The sequence below is a fragment of the Psychrobacter sp. SZ93C1 genome (assembly GCF_015864635.1).
Lineage (GTDB): Bacteria > Pseudomonadota > Gammaproteobacteria > Pseudomonadales > Moraxellaceae > Psychrobacter > Psychrobacter fozii.
Window position 1 is genome coordinate 230,853 of the sequence record NZ_JADYWY010000001.1, and the last position, 14,933, is coordinate 245,785.

At 35.8% G+C, this 14,933-nt stretch carries 12 protein-coding genes; all 12 read left to right on the forward strand.

Going from position 1 to position 14,933, the window contains the following annotated elements; genetic code table 11:
* The first annotated feature begins 47 nt into the window (after window positions 1–47).
* The 12 genes from pseB (at window position 48) to I6E83_RS01075 (ending at window position 14,792) form a co-directional block, all read left to right on the forward strand.
* Window positions 48–1,046, forward strand: coding sequence for a UDP-N-acetylglucosamine 4,6-dehydratase (inverting) (pseB, locus tag I6E83_RS01020; RefSeq protein WP_197099620.1), 999 nt, complete (start codon window positions 48–50; stop codon window positions 1,044–1,046).
* Window positions 1,046–2,212, forward strand: a complete 1,167-nt coding sequence (pseC, locus tag I6E83_RS01025; protein ID WP_197099621.1) for a UDP-4-amino-4,6-dideoxy-N-acetyl-beta-L-altrosamine transaminase — start codon at window positions 1,046–1,048, stop codon at window positions 2,210–2,212. Before pseB ends, pseC begins: the two co-directional genes overlap by 1 nt.
* Window positions 2,209–2,895 carry a pseudaminic acid cytidylyltransferase gene (pseF, locus tag I6E83_RS01030; protein ID WP_197099622.1) on the forward strand — a complete coding sequence of 229 codons (687 nt, stop codon included), beginning with the start codon at window positions 2,209–2,211 and terminating at the stop codon, window positions 2,893–2,895. The genes pseC and pseF overlap by 4 nt, the downstream gene beginning before the upstream one ends.
* An 8-nt stretch (window positions 2,896–2,903) precedes the next feature.
* Window positions 2,904–4,043, forward strand: a complete 1,140-nt coding sequence (locus I6E83_RS01035) for an ATP-grasp domain-containing protein (RefSeq protein ID WP_197099623.1) — start codon at window positions 2,904–2,906, stop codon at window positions 4,041–4,043.
* Window positions 4,040–4,942: an NAD-dependent epimerase/dehydratase family protein gene (locus tag I6E83_RS01040; RefSeq protein ID WP_197099624.1), complete on the forward strand. Its 903-nt coding sequence runs from the start codon at window positions 4,040–4,042 to the stop codon at window positions 4,940–4,942. The genes I6E83_RS01035 and I6E83_RS01040 overlap by 4 nt, the downstream gene beginning before the upstream one ends.
* A complete protein-coding gene (gene pseI / locus I6E83_RS01045) occupies window positions 4,939–6,003 on the forward strand; it encodes a pseudaminic acid synthase (RefSeq protein WP_197099625.1) in 1,065 nt (354 codons plus the stop codon). Before I6E83_RS01040 ends, pseI begins: the two co-directional genes overlap by 4 nt.
* A 2-nt stretch (window positions 6,004–6,005) precedes the next feature.
* The gene (locus tag I6E83_RS01050) at window positions 6,006–8,954 is read left to right on the forward strand and encodes a hypothetical protein (protein ID WP_197099626.1); all 2,949 of its coding nucleotides are present in this window, start codon (window positions 6,006–6,008) and stop codon (window positions 8,952–8,954) included.
* Window positions 8,955–8,963: 9 nt separating this feature from the next.
* Complete coding sequence (locus I6E83_RS01055) at window positions 8,964–10,001, forward strand: PseG/SpsG family protein (RefSeq protein ID WP_197099627.1); 1,038 nt, start codon at window positions 8,964–8,966, stop codon at window positions 9,999–10,001.
* Window positions 9,994–11,151 carry a tetratricopeptide repeat protein gene (locus I6E83_RS01060; protein WP_197099628.1) on the forward strand — a complete coding sequence of 386 codons (1,158 nt, stop codon included), beginning with the start codon at window positions 9,994–9,996 and terminating at the stop codon, window positions 11,149–11,151. Before I6E83_RS01055 ends, I6E83_RS01060 begins: the two co-directional genes overlap by 8 nt.
* 228 nt (window positions 11,152–11,379) lie before the next feature.
* Window positions 11,380–12,372: a GSCFA domain-containing protein gene (locus I6E83_RS01065; protein ID WP_197099629.1), complete on the forward strand. Its 993-nt coding sequence runs from the start codon at window positions 11,380–11,382 to the stop codon at window positions 12,370–12,372.
* Between the two features lie 24 nt (window positions 12,373–12,396).
* A complete protein-coding gene (locus tag I6E83_RS01070; protein WP_197099630.1) occupies window positions 12,397–13,524 on the forward strand; it encodes a phytanoyl-CoA dioxygenase family protein in 1,128 nt (375 codons plus the stop codon).
* Between the two features lie 152 nt (window positions 13,525–13,676).
* The gene (locus tag I6E83_RS01075; RefSeq protein ID WP_197099631.1) at window positions 13,677–14,792 is read left to right on the forward strand and encodes a hypothetical protein; all 1,116 of its coding nucleotides are present in this window, start codon (window positions 13,677–13,679) and stop codon (window positions 14,790–14,792) included.
* The last annotated feature ends 141 nt before the right edge of the window (window positions 14,793–14,933 follow it).

Genomic DNA, 14,933 nt, shown 5'->3' on the forward strand with positions numbered 1-14,933 from the left:
GAGTGTTTTTACTAAAATTTATATATAAATACTTGAGGAAAAATAACATGCTTCGTAATTCAACTATATTAGTAACAGGTGGAACTGGCTCATTCGGCCATAAATTTATCCCTATGACGCTCGAAAAGTATAATCCTAAGAAAATAATCATTTTCTCAAGAGATGAAATGAAGCAATGGGAAATGGCTAAGCTATTTGAAGGTGATGATCGAGTAAGGTTCTTTATTGGTGATGTTCGTGATAAAGAACGTTTATATCGTGCTTTAGATGGAGTAGATTACGTTGTTCATGCAGCAGCAACTAAAATCGTACCTACGGCAGAATATAATCCTTTTGAATGTGTAAAAACAAATGTACATGGGGCAATGAACCTAATTGATGCATGCATAGATAAAGGTGTTAAGGGCGTAGTTGCGTTATCAACTGATAAAGCAAGTAGTCCTATAAATCTATACGGTGCTACTAAACTCACTTCTGATAAATTATTTGTAGCAGGAAATGCTTATAGCGGACAGCACATGACCAAATTCTCTGTCGTAAGATATGGGAATGTGATGGGATCACGTGGATCAGTAATTCCTTTCTTTTTGTCAATTAAAGAAAGAGGCGAGCTACCTATTACTGATGATCGTATGACACGTTTTATGATTACTTTGGAAGAAGGTGTTGAGCTTGTATGGCATGCTTTTGAAGATATGGAAGGTGGTGAGATTTACGTTAAAAAAATTCCATCAATGAATATTATGGATGTAGCAAAAGCTGTAGCACCAGAAGCTACCACTAAGGTGGTTGGTATTAGACCTGGTGAAAAACTACATGAGCAAATGATTGGTGCTGAAGATTCTTATTATACTTATGAGTACCCTGAACACTTTAAAATCTTACCCACTATCAACAATTGGGGTCATTCACCTGAAAGAGTAAAAGATGGTAAATTAGTTCCAGAAGGCTTTGTCTATTCAAGTGATAATAATACTGAATGGATGCCAAGAGAAGAGCTAGAATCTTGGATACAAAAGAACAAAGATAATATTGGTAAAATCTAATGAATTTTATTCCCTATGGTCGCCAAAATATTACAGAGGAGGACATTGACGCAGTCGTCAATGTCCTCAAGTCTGATTATCTAACGCAAGGCCCTAAAGTACCAGAGTTCGAAAATGCAATCAAAAAGCATTGTAATGTTGAATATGCTTTGGCAATGAACAGTGCTACTTCGGCCCTCCACGTTGCGTGTTTGGCTTTAGACGTGGGCAAGGATGACATTGTCTGGACGACACCTATTACGTTTGTAGCATCTGCAAACTGTGCTTTGTATTGTGGTGCTACAGTTGATTTCGTGGATATTGATCCAAGAACCTATAATTTATCTATTCAGTCTCTAAAACATAAGCTTAAAACTGCTAAAGAGCAAGGTAAATTACCGAAGGTAGTGATTCCTGTGCATTTATGTGGTCAGCCTTGTGATATGGATAGTATATATCAACTTTCTAAAGAGTATGGCTTTTCTATTATCGAAGATGCTTCACATGCTATAGGTGGTAAATATAAAAACGAGCCAATAGGTAACTGCCAATATTCGGATATTACGATTTTTAGCTTTCATCCAGTCAAAATAATTACGACTGCTGAAGGCGGCTTAGCGACCACGAAAAGTGAAGAGTTAGCACAAAAAATGGAATTGTTACGTAGTCATGGTATTACTCGTGACACTGATTTAATGACCCATGAACCAGATGGCTCTTGGTACTATCAACAAATTACGCTTGGTTTTAATTATCGAATGACTGAAATGCAAGCTGCGTTAGGTGCCTCTCAGATTAAACGTCTTAGTACTATTACTGAAAAACGTCATCAACTTGCTAGAAAATACGATAGCTTATTGGCTGATCTACCTGTAATAACTCCTTATCAACATTCAGACGGATATTCGGGGTTACACCTTTACGTGATACGTATTGAAACTAAGCAGGTTCGAAGAACCCATAAAGAAGTGTTCGATGATTTACGGGCTGCAAATATTGGTGTTAACCTTCATTATATCCCTGTACACCTTCAACCTTACTATCAACAAAACCTAGGGTTTACGGTAGGGGATTTTCCTGAGGCAGAGTCATACTATGCACAGGCAATTAGCTTACCTATGTATCCTGACCTTTCAGAACAAGAGCAAGAATATGTAGTAAAAACGCTAAGGAGTATTCTCATATGAGTAGTGTAGCTTTGATTCCTGCTCGTGGCGGAAGCAAACGTATTCCTCGGAAGAATATAAAAAACTTTTCTGGAAAGCCGATTATTGCTTATTCTATTGAAGCAGCTTTGAAAAGTGGCTGCTTTGACAAGGTGATCGTATCTACAGACGACGAAGAGATTGCATCTGTAGCAAAAGAGTATGGGGCTGAAGTTCCTTTTTTAAGGCCTGAAGACATCAGTAATGACTTTGCAACCACTAAGGATGTTATTAATCATTTCCTAGAGTATCTGAAAGAAAGTGATTTTGACTATGACTATCTCTGTACAATCTATGCTACAGCACCACTTCTCCAAGAAAGATATCTTGTGGAAGGTTATGACAAGTTAAAGAGCTCAGATGCTGTAAATGTATTTAGCTGTACAACGATGCCATTTCCTATACAAAGAACTTTTAAGTTAGGGCGTGATGATCGATGCGAAATGTTTTGGCCAGAAAATTTTAATAGCCGTAGCCAAGATTTGGAAGAGGCTTATCAAGATGCAGGTCAGTTCTACTGGAGAAATCTACAAACCACCTCTACAAAAAATATGTTTGGCTCTGATAGTGCTGGAATAGTTATACCAAGACATTTCGTACAAGATATTGATACATTAGAAGATTGGGAAAGAGCCGAATATATGTATCAGCTAATAAATAGATAGGATAAACAATGAATAATACAATATTAATTCTGGGTACAAACTCAGGGCAGCTTGATTTAATCAAAACAATGAAAGAGTTGGGTTGGTATGTTATTGGTTGTTCAAATAGATCTGATGAAGTGGGGGTTAAATACACAGACAAATTCTATGAAGTTGACATTCGTGATATTGAAGCAGTCTCAAAGATAGCAGCAGATAATGATGTTAACTTAGTATATTCAGTATCATCAGATACAGCGATTAAATCAGTAGTGCAGGTGTCTAGCAAACTCAACTTGCCTACTTTTTATTCAGAAGAGCTAATCCGATTACTTGATAATAAGCAAGATTTGAGAAGTTTTTTAAATAACATGAAGCTCAGTATTGTTAACTATGTAGAAGTTGATGACGTGGATGACAGCAACAAATGGAATACGTTCCCATGTATTGTAAAGCCATCTAATGCGCAAGGTCAGCGAGGCGTAAAAAAAGTTAATAGTGCTTATGAACTAAAGAACTCAGTCATAGAGGCTAAACAATTTTCGTCAAACAACACTGCAGTGATCGAAGACTTTCTAGATGGAGTGGAGATATCATGTAATGTGCTAGTTTCAAATGGCCAAATTGTATTTGACATACTATCTGAACGTCTAACTTATAACGATGAATACTTTGGTATACCAAAAGGGCATCTAATTCCTTGCGTAAACATTGACGAAGATACTAAGAAAGAAGCTGTTGAATTGGTTTCTAATGTAGTAAAAGCATTAAAAATTGAAAACGGACCTTTATATTTTCAAATGAAAGCGACTACAAACGGAGTCAAAATTATCGAAATAGCTCCGAGATTGGATGGCTGTCACATGTGGAGACTTATTCAGCATGCTACCAATAGAAGTTTTCTAGTAGAAACAATTGAGGCGCTATTAAATAAGCATCAAAGTATGCAGCGTGTGCAGCTGAAAGACAACAAATACTACGAATTGATTTTTCAACATTCAAAGCCGAATCAAACATTTGAAGATAAATGCTTCCCTATTCCAGTAGGTGCTCTATATCATGAATATAGATACTCTAATGGAGAAGCGATTAATATTATCAATGGCAAAAAAGAAGTAGTAGGTTACTATATTTCTGAATTTCAGAAAGATAAGTGGGAAGATGAATGAGACTCATAGTCACAGGTGCGACAGGTTTTATCGGTAGGTATCTAGTTGAATCCGCTCAGCAGCATTTTGAAATTATCTGCTTGACGAGAAGTAATGAGAAAAACAGTGAGAATCAAAGCGTAAGTTTTGTTCAGACAGACTATGAGCTAAATAGTCTAGTAAATATTTTCCAAGAAGATGATGTGCTAGTTCACTTGGCTGGTCAAAGATTAACCAGAAGTGAAGAAGAACCTAAGCTAAGTGGCTTTATTGACTCCAATGTAAAGATGACTGAAAACTTGCTTTTAGCAGCATGTGAGGCAAAAATCAGTCAGGTTGTTCTGACTTCTACCATTGGAATATATTCCGAAATAGATAAAACGCCATACTTAGAAGATACTGTTACACATCCTAATACTATATATGGATTGTCAAAGTTGATGGGGGAGCAGCTGGTCGTCTATTACTGTCGAAAAAATAATGTCAAAAGTACTATATTTAGACTGTCTCAGTGTTTTGGTGTGGGAGAAAAGGACTCTCCAGTCTTAATGAGGTTTATAAAGCTAGCTAGAGAAAAAGAAAAGCTTACCGCCCAAGACAACGAATTTTACTTGGATGAAGTTTATGTTAAAGATGTTGTCGAAGCAATAATATTGTCCATCACTAAAAAAGCAGAAGGTACTTTTAATATTGGTGGTGGTAAAGCATATTCTATTTTAGAAATAGCAGAAACAGTAAATGAAGTTTTTGATAATACTGGTAATATTGAAATAATCTCAAGTATAAAAATTAAAAACGAGGATAATTTTTTATCAACTCAAAAAATAGAGACTCAATTAAATTGGACGCCTAATTTCAACTTAAAAGAGGCTTTAGTTGATATGAGAAATACTTATAATGCAAATAAGGAGTTGAAATGAATACATTAAAGGAAGTTCTATATAAAGGTGACTCTAAAGAAAATGATCCAACTCCATTTATCATTGCAGAAATGTCAGGGAACCATGGGGCCTCATTAGAACAGGCACTAAAGATCGTCGATCATGCTTCACAAACAGGTGTAGATGCTCTGAAGTTGCAAACCTTCACACCAGAATCGATGACCTTAAATTTAGATCACGATCATTTCAAGGTAACTAATAAAAAGTCATTGTGGTACGGCAGAAGACTTTACGACTTATATGAAGAAGCTCAAACAAAATATGAATGGCACAAGGCTATATTTGACAGAGCACGTGAAAAAAATGTCTTATGTTTTAGTACTCCTTTCGATGAAGAGGCAGTAGACCTTCTGGAATCGTTAAGTGTTCCGGCTTACAAAATTGCTTCTTTTGAATGTGTCGATATTCCTTTGATTAGATATGTTGCTCAAACCAAGAAACCAATGATTATCTCTACTGGTATGGCCTCTATTTCTGAAATAGACTTAGCTGTGAATACAGCTCTGAAAAATGGCTGCTCTCAGCTGACGCTTTTACAGTGTACTAGTAGTTATCCAGCTCCTGCATCAGAAGCAAATTTAAGAACAATTCCTCATATGAAAGAGCTATTTGGTTGCCAGGTAGGCTTGTCTGATCATACGTTAGGGATAGGAGCCGCTATAGCTGCTACAACATTGGGTGCAACTGTTATTGAAAAACATTTTAAGCTAGAAGATGATGAGGGTAGCATTGATGCAGCATTTTCATTAACACCGAGTCAGTTTAAGCAGCTTGTTATTGAATGTAAAACTGCTGCTGAAGCTATGGGCTGCGTATCTTACGGAGTAAGTGATGCTGATACATTAGCAAGAAAAAATAGAAGATCTATTTATGTTGTTAATGATATTAAAGCTGGTGAATTGATTACAACTGAAAATGTAAGAAGAATAAGACCGGGACATGGTTTATCACCGAAATATTTTGATGAAGTAATTGGCAAAAGGGCTGCATCAGATATGAGTATAGGCACACCGTTAGATTGGAATAACTTAGAGAATTGATTATGACTCATTACTGGCTCAAGAAAGCAAAAAAAAGTCTTTTAAACTCTAAAGAGTTTTCTAAAGCGAAAGAAATCTTGGAGACGAACAGTTTTTTAGAGAAGAAAGAGTTTGCAAAAGTAAAAGAACTCTTGGATTCTAAAGAGTTCTCAAAAGCAAAAGAGTTCTTAAAAGCTAAAGAATTAGAGTTTTTCAAGGCAAAAGACTTTTTAATCACTAAGGTGAATCAGAGTCATAGTCAGGATATAGAAGAAACATTGCAAGAGCTGGTAAGCAATGAGCAGCTACGGGTTACTTCTCAAAGAAAATACGGTTTACATCTTGAAGAGCTACTAAACTCAGAAGAAAGTTTAAAAGACTTGGGTGCAGTTGCAAAAAGATTCTTAGACATCAATCCCGATAGTATTTTACTGATATATTTGACAGTTGTCTCTTTGGCTAAGCAAGAAAGATTTGAAGAAGCATCTGATCTTATTTCAAACAAAGTTGTAAAACTAAAGTTAAATAAAGCTAAAAATATTAAAGTCAGAGATAAGCAATTAGTTGCCTTGCTAAAGATTTGGAGAGTTCTCGATCTTATAGCAAGAGAAAATATGAAATGGGCAGATGGTGATAATTTAAAAAGTAAAAACTACGATGAGTTAGAGTTTTTGTTGTCTGATCATGACTTAGAAGATCCTGAGTTAACCTCTGACCTTATTCTGTTCTATGCCGAGCCGTATTTACAGGGTAAGCTTCATCATGATTATCTAAATATATGTCAGTTAGCATTTGACAAATCCAAAACGCTAGATAAAAAGCTAAAAGTCATTTATGCCTTTAGACGAGAGGGTATTAGGCGTCTTCCGAGTTATCATAGGAATTATGAGATAGCGATATCGTTGTATATCTCATTAGAAGATGAAATTAACGAGTTTGTTAGTCAATCTTTGTTAGATCCAACCTTGAAAAATGTAAAAACTCTAAGAGCAGTTATGAATGTCGGAAGGTCTTTGGGCCAGTATGATATATATAGACCTGCGAAAGAGGCAATTATTCAGATCGCAATGTCAGATACAGGTCAGTCAACAGTATGGACTGCTGCCTTTGCACTTATGGAAGATGATAAAGAGAATTACGAAATATCCAAAAAAATATTGAGCTTGGGTGATAAAGAGCCTCAGCACGCATCCGATATCCAGCATTTCTTGGATTGGGCCATATTGGCAGAAGAGTATCAATTAGCTTATAAGTTCTTCTCTAAGCAGCCAAGAAAGGTAAAAGAGTCAAAGAGTGCTCTTTCTTATGTAAAAATTCTTCATAGACTTAAAAAGTTTGAAGAAGCAGAAGAGATAACTAGAGGAGTTCACATTTCTCTCTTATCTCGGAGTCATAATTTATGTCCGTATACTAGTTGGTCATTGGTCAAACGGTCAGGCGAGCTTAAATTTTTGAAGGATACAGCCATACTGTATCAAAGTATTCCACAGCCCAAGAATCCACAGGGAGTAATTTTTATTACTCCAAGATCTATAGAGCAGTTGAGAAAAACACCTATCGTTCTTCTCATGGAACTTAAAAGACTTGGTTGGGCCGTCATACCTTTATCAGAAGGTCTTTTGCCGACAGAAAAAACGAACAATGTATACATTAATGAGTTCATCGATGTCATAACGATGAATCGAGAAATAAAGAGGGACTCTAAGCTTGAACTTGATACAGAATTCGATATGAGTTTGAATCAAGGTAAAATGCAGTGGAAAGATATTGATCTATCCCATGTTTTATGGGAAGAGTCAGCTATCAACAAACGTATTTATGACGTAGATTACACTTGCCCGGCATTAAATATTTACTTAGAAAATATTTACACTACAACAAAATCGGCAGCGACTGTTTTAGACAATATTCATAAACTGAAAGATGATATTGGGCTAAGAATTGGGTTTATTGTACAGTTTAATGCAAGATTACCAGATGCGCTTTATCGTTTTTATTGTGAGCAATATGGAGATCCCAAGGATTTCTTTTGTATACACTCTGCAAACGGCTATCAGAACTATTTTTCTAACTTCTCTACTAATATATCGTCTAAGTGTGTTGTTAGAAATATGACAAAATATCCTCATACAAGGTCAGCTAGCTTCCCATTGCCAGAAGAGTTTGAAGTTTTCTATAGAGAAAACAAATATCGTGCTCAAGATATTTTAGAGACAGTAAGTGGTGTTACCAATGTAAAGAGATCTGTCTCTTATGATGATGACTCTGTTGAGAAGAGGGCTACCATTCAGTATATCAATAACTGGAGAGCATCTGGTAAAAAGGTAGTCTGTGCATTTGGCAAGGTTGTCTATGATTCAGGAGTGCCGTTTGATGGAGGAGCTGCACATTCAAATATGAAAGACTGGATTAATCATTCGATTGAAACCGTTGATGGCACAGATACTTTACTACTTATTAAACCTCATCCACACGAGTTGAACCAGCAAATTTCAACATTTGGTAATGCGGTATTTAGAGATATTATTGAGAAAGAAAACCCAAATATAATATTTCTAGACCATAATTGGTTCAAAATGCATGATTTGAAGGATTTAATAGACTTTGCAATCGTTTATAACGGTACGTCTAGTATTGAGCTAGGTGTGATGGATATTCCCGCTATTTTATGTGGACATTTCGGAACAGTTGATTATCCAGTCGGGCACCCTTCGCCAAGTAATAGGCTACATTTTGAACAAATGTTAAAAGGTGAGGTTGAGCTTGAATTTGATGATGAGTTAAAATACAAGTCAGCATTATGGCTTTTTTATATGGGAAGTAGTTTGTTTACGACAGACTATAGATATCATTCAAGACCCGTTACTAATAAAGTACTGTACCCTCCATATTGGTTTAATAAAGATGTAAATCATTATTTAACTAAAGGCGATCAGAATGTAAGAAAACTTGCATTAGAAATTATTGAATAGGATTATAAATTGGATATAGTCGTTATAAGATGTTCAGCAAGTGCTAACGTTGGATTTGGCCATTTGGTTAGGTGTAGAGTGCTTGCTGCAGAGCTACGTAAAAGAGGATATGGCGTTATTATGATTGGACCACCTCTTAGCTTAAAAGATAAAGCTGACGAAACCAATTTTTTCGAATGGATTTCTCGAGAGAGTTGGTTAAGCTCTGAAAGTGAAGCCGATTTTCATCTTAGTATTTTGGAAAAGTATAACTCAAAATATATTATCATCGATGATTATAGATCTGATGGAGAACATCAGAAAAGATTGCGCGAAGAAAACGTAAGAATCGTTCAGCAATATGACGCCAGTAAAAAGCAAAATTTTGCGGCTAATCTGGTAGTAAACGGTAGCCCACATGAAAGAGCGGAATTCTATAAAAAAGATGTTTTATATAATGATGTAGAGTTTTTATTAGGCCCTCAATATTGTATATTGCGACCAATATTTTTTAATTCTGAGCTCAAAAAATGCTATAAGCAAAAAAGAATCTTGATGACTTTTGGTGGCGGTAGTGATAGAGGTGCTATTCTCTACATTTTAAGAAAATTCTATCAAATTATTGCAGACAAGAATTGGAAGCTAACGATAGTAGTTAGTGATAAAAATGAAAATATTGGAGAGATATCTAATTGGATAAGATCAAATAGCTCTAAAGATATTGAGCTTATGGTCAGCCCTGAAAATATGGCAGAGATAATGTCTACCTGTAGTTTTGCAATTTTGGGTGGTGGTACTACTATATTTGAAGCTGCCTATCTTGGTATTCCAGCACTGTTAATACCTATTGCTGATAATCAAATAAATCAATGCATAGGTTGGGATGAGTTAGGCGGGATGATGTATGTCTCAAACTTTGATGAACTTGATGATGCTAAGTTTGCAGAGAATCTAAGAAGTTTCTTGAGTGAGCCTAGCCTAATTGAATCACATAGACAAAATCTAAAGACAATTATTGATGAGCATGGCTATGAAAGAATACTCGATAAGTTGTTGAATGATGAGTAACAGTGCATTTCCAACACCTTTGAAAGGTGATAATCATTCTATATTTGTCAGATCGGGTTCGTCAAAGTTAGTTATTTTCTTTTCTGCAATTAATATGAAAGAAAATCAGTTTAATTTTTGGCAACTAGGAAGAGAAATTGATGAGAATGTGATTTTTGTAAACGATCCTTCCAATCAATGGTATCTAAATGGCATACCAAGCTTAGGAACAAGCTTGGATAAGACAATGGTGTGTCTCAAAAATTGGATAGACCATTTAGAGGTTGAAGAGATATACACTGTCGGAACTAGCATGGGTGGTCATGCAGCCATTCACTATGGCATAGAACTAAATGCGAATATACTATCATTTCCAGCTGAGATTATATTAAGAGAGCAGCATTCTAGAAGTATTCAGAATTTAGAACGAGATATAGTAAAGAAAGAGTTTCTGTTGGAAAAAATAGAGAATTTTGATAAAACGATACATATGATAATAGGTGAGTCTACGCCTAAAGATTTGATCAATGCAGGTTATATAAGGGGTTTTGAAAACGTTAAAGTTTACTCATTATTAGGAACTGATCATTACGTACCTTCTGTAATTTCACGTTCTAGTAAACTATATACATTGTTGATGAAGTTTGTCTCTACGGGTATGATTGAAAAAGAGCTGTTTTCAAACTTAGGAAATTTCAATCTATACGATGACGAGTTGTTTGCTGACCTTGCTAAAGCACACCAAAATTTTGGTTCTGCTAATTTTGACAAGGCTATTTTTTACGCCAAAAGAATACTCATTACGTTTCCTGCTTTCGAAAGTGCTTTATATATGGTTGGAGACAGTTATCTACAAAAAGAAGAGTATCAATTAGCGATGAGTTATTTAGCGAGAGCTATCATAGTAGCTCCTAATAATGCAGATTATTTATTCAAGTACTCACATGCTCTCAGGATGCTAGATGATAAGAAGAGCAGTCTACATATTTTAGATACTTTGATTCAAAAATTCCCGAACTATGCTAGAGCTTATTATGCTAGAGGTAATATGCAAATAGAAGAAGGTAATGAGTTAAAGGCTTTAGAGTCGTTTAAGCTAGCATTTTCACTAAATAACAAGAATGAAAAATTCGAGAAGAGATATTTAAAGTTGCGTCATAAACTAAAGTAGTTTTTTACATTTATAGATTCAAAATAGCAGCTGATATGCAAATATCCGTATTGTCTAAATTAGGAGTCTTACTATGTGAATGTAAGATTATAAATTCCTAGTAAACTGTAACCTTGTCGTTATTAGTTAAAATACATTATCTTGACTTCATCAACCTTATTCTGCATCATTCATACAATGTAAGCATTACTTTCAATATTAATAACTTGATAAAGGGAAATACTTAAAATGAGTAAAATACCAGAGATTGATATTTCTGATAGTCATATAGTCAGGCTTAATAAAATACAGGCTAGAGAGAAGCCAAACCCACGATGGAGTACACACTTCAAAAATAATCTACTAACGACAACTACAAAGCCAATTTTTAAAAAAGATGATAAGATCTTTGCTGTTGGTAGTTGTTTTGCAGAACGAATACGTACAGCACTGAACGGTCAAGGTTTTGAAGTTGGTCCACCAATGCAAAACATTGTAATGGATACTGAACGTTTCAAAATTGATCGTCTTCCAAGTCGGCCTCATATGGATTACTTTAATAGTTTCACTGTTCGCCAAGAATTTGAGCGGCATATTGGAGAGTGGAAGCAATCGGAAGATGATTACTGGACTATTAATAAAGATCCTTATTGGGGTGGCAATAAGGTATATCAGGATCCTTACCGCCGTATGGTGATAGGACGTACACCGGAAGACCTTCAAGAAGCAGTATCTCATTGCAACACTGCTATCGATAAGGGAATCAGAGAGGCTGACTTGTTTATCATAACCTTTGGTATGGCAGAAGTTTTCCGAAATCTATCTAGTGGAAAAATCGCTTGTCAAAAGCCTGGCTATTCAGGTGGTGCCGGAGAAGCTGAAACAGAATTTCATATGTCTACGTTTTCTGAAAATTATGATAACTTGAAAAGAATTACTGAAATTATTAAAACGGTTAGACCAAATGCCCAAATTGTTTTTACATTATCTCCGGTTAGTTTAGCTCGTACTTTTTCTGATAACGATATTTTAGTTGCAAACTCTGAAGGTAAAGGAATACTTCGAGCAGCAATTGGACAAATTGCTAGAGAATACGAACAGGTTTCATACTTTCCATCATATGAGATTGTCATGCACAACGCTCCTGAGAGTTTCCGTGAAGATGATGGGCGTCATGTTTCAGACTGGGTTGTTAAACGAATTGTTGACGCATTTGTTGAAACGCATGCAGACTCAAACTGATCGATTCAATTACAAGGATTACTGATGTATCAGCCGATTGACAAGCTACTGATTGAAGCTCGGGACTATAGTGTTCGACTTGAGGCAAGCGCTGCCCAAGATTTATCCATGAATCTTGATAATTATCTCAGCCCTTCTTGGACAGTACGCAAGGTGCTTGAAGGCTATGAGCGCTATGCTAAAACAGGTATCAATGATGAACTGACTTATATGCGCTTTCGAGAAGCTTTTAGTGAAACTGAAGGGCGTAGCAATCGTGTATTCAGTAATGTGATGGCTGATCATATCGGTAAGACAGAATATGATTTTTCACAGACTATTTTTGGTGAAGATATCGATGCCATTAATACTGTTAAGACAGGACTTTACCATCTAAAGCATCATGGCTTTTACAAAACTAAACTTCAAGTGCCTGCTGAAATTGTTGAGAGACTGAAAAACAAAGTTTTGAATAGCATGGAAGCTGATCATGGAAGTGATGTTGGAAAGGCTATTTTTGGAACGGACGATGCTCCTTTACAGATTAAAGGAAAGCACGGCCCATTAACTACGTTTGAAGAACTGTATGAAATTTCAAGTGACCCTATATTGTTAGCAATGGTTCAAGAGTATATGGGTGTACCACCAATTTTTAACACTCCTGTCGCTTTCTTAAATTCAGCACGAAAAGTTAAATCACAAAGAGAACTTTCAGATACGGCACAGCTCTACCACCATGATATGCATCGCTTGCAGTTTGTGAAACTTTTCATATACCTTACAGATGTTGATATGGAGTCTGGTCCACATACATTGATTCCGGGTACACACCGTAATAGACCCTCAGAAATGTGGTCAGATGGTCGGCATACAGATGGCGCAGTAATCAAGTCAGGGCTAATGGATAATGAAGTTAATATTGTTGGTCCAGCAGGAACAGTTTTTTTAGTAGACACAAGTGCTCTACACAAAGGGGCTAACCCGATCAGTAATCATCGTTTGATGGCACAGGTTCAATATACCAATTCACTATTTGGCAGACCTTGGCCTGAAACAGAGCGGAAGATTTCTCGGGTTGCAACAAGTGAAAATAGAGCATTAAATCAAGCTGCTGATCTAGTTCGAAAATATGCACAGCGATCAGGTGTCCGTTTCATGCAGAACTATATTTAATTAATGTTTTTATAACGTTATATTGTCAGGTCAGCTTTTGCTGGCCTGAATTTTGAGGGTAAGTTAAAGGTTTAACTATTTCTAAATGTATGACTGTAGATATTTTACGAGTTTTCAAGTTTTATTTATAGAAATTACTTAATAGGTTTTCAATGGTATTATATCGCTTAACCAGAAAATTAGTATTAAATCCTAAACAGTTTTTCCTGGATTTTTTCAACAACCGAAAAAATCTCAAAATTGATCCACAAAGAACTATTTTTGCCTTTAATATCAAAGAGTGGAAAAAACCTTACTTAGAGAGCTTTTATCCAAATAAAAAAATTGTATATATCCCTATAAACCTGAATGAATCTTTACTTAAAAGAAAGTATCTGCCTCATATTATCGATAATAATATTGAGGTTTTAGTTTGGGGTATGACTTTACCTAAAGTCATTAAAGACAGTAGTGCAAAAGTTACGTATGTCGAAGATGGTTTTATACGTTCAATAGGTTTGGGTTCTGAACATACTCCACCTATGTCACTAAATTTTGATTCTAAAACGGTTTATTTCAATGCACAACAAGCATCTACTCTAGAAGATACTCTTAATACTTACGACTTTGCCTCAAACTCAGAGTTAATGGCCCGTGCTATACGACTAAAGAATGTTTTACTTGATACTGGGATAAGCAAATACAACCATAATTCGGATGTTGATATTAATGGCATTTACGGAGAAAAAACTAAAAACCGAGTTTTAGTGATTGGGCAAGTTGAAGATGATGCCTCTATCAAGTATGGTTGTTCTGTTCCTATCACTAATAATGATTTAGTGCGCTTGGCCGTACGTGAAAATCCTACTTCCCAAGTAATTTATAAACCTCATCCAGATGTTTTACTTCAAAAGCGTAGAATGCTTTCAGATCCAAAAGAAGTGGCAAACATCTGTAAAGTATTAGTCGATGACATCCCACTTGCTCAGTCACTAGAAACAATCGATCATGTATATACGATAACTTCCCAAGCAGGATTTGAAGCATTACTCAGGAATATACCAGTAACAACTCTTGGTTGTCCTTTTTATTCTGGCTGGGGAGTTACGGATGCTCGTCAGCCAAACTCTCGGCGTAAAGTAAAGCGAACTGTAGAAGAGATTCTTGCTGCTGCCTATATTCTGTATCCTAAGTATTTTGATTTTGATAAGAATGAAAAAGTTGAAGTAGAAGACATTATTAAGAAGTTATTGGCTGAGAGAGCTACTCATTCTAACCTTGAAGGCTAAGAAGTATAAATTTCAAACTATATTTTATTAAACCTCTTGCGAAAGTACCAGTCCACTGACTTCCACCAATGGAGGCACAAGGACTAGCGATGATTCATGCAAGAGCTCTATCATAGCCTATTCTAATTATTACTATTTTTT

What these genes read in the sequence shown, in the direction of transcription:
- pseB (WP_197099620.1), top strand. Translation starts at nt 48, where the DNA reads ATGCTTCGTAATTCAACTATATTAGTAACAGGTGGAACTGGCTCATTC.
- pseC (WP_197099621.1), top strand. Translation starts at nt 1,046, where the DNA reads ATGAATTTTATTCCCTATGGTCGCCAAAATATTACAGAGGAGGACATT.
- pseF (WP_197099622.1), top strand. Translation starts at nt 2,209, where the DNA reads ATGAGTAGTGTAGCTTTGATTCCTGCTCGTGGCGGAAGCAAACGTATT.
- I6E83_RS01035 (WP_197099623.1), top strand. Translation starts at nt 2,904, where the DNA reads ATGAATAATACAATATTAATTCTGGGTACAAACTCAGGGCAGCTTGAT.
- I6E83_RS01040 (WP_197099624.1), top strand. Translation starts at nt 4,040, where the DNA reads ATGAGACTCATAGTCACAGGTGCGACAGGTTTTATCGGTAGGTATCTA.
- pseI (WP_197099625.1), top strand. Translation starts at nt 4,939, where the DNA reads ATGAATACATTAAAGGAAGTTCTATATAAAGGTGACTCTAAAGAAAAT.
- I6E83_RS01050 (WP_197099626.1), top strand. Translation starts at nt 6,006, where the DNA reads ATGACTCATTACTGGCTCAAGAAAGCAAAAAAAAGTCTTTTAAACTCT.
- I6E83_RS01060 (WP_197099628.1), top strand. Translation starts at nt 9,994, where the DNA reads ATGAGTAACAGTGCATTTCCAACACCTTTGAAAGGTGATAATCATTCT.
- I6E83_RS01065 (WP_197099629.1), top strand. Translation starts at nt 11,380, where the DNA reads ATGAGTAAAATACCAGAGATTGATATTTCTGATAGTCATATAGTCAGG.
- I6E83_RS01070 (WP_197099630.1), top strand. Translation starts at nt 12,397, where the DNA reads ATGTATCAGCCGATTGACAAGCTACTGATTGAAGCTCGGGACTATAGT.
- I6E83_RS01075 (WP_197099631.1), top strand. Translation starts at nt 13,677, where the DNA reads ATGGTATTATATCGCTTAACCAGAAAATTAGTATTAAATCCTAAACAG.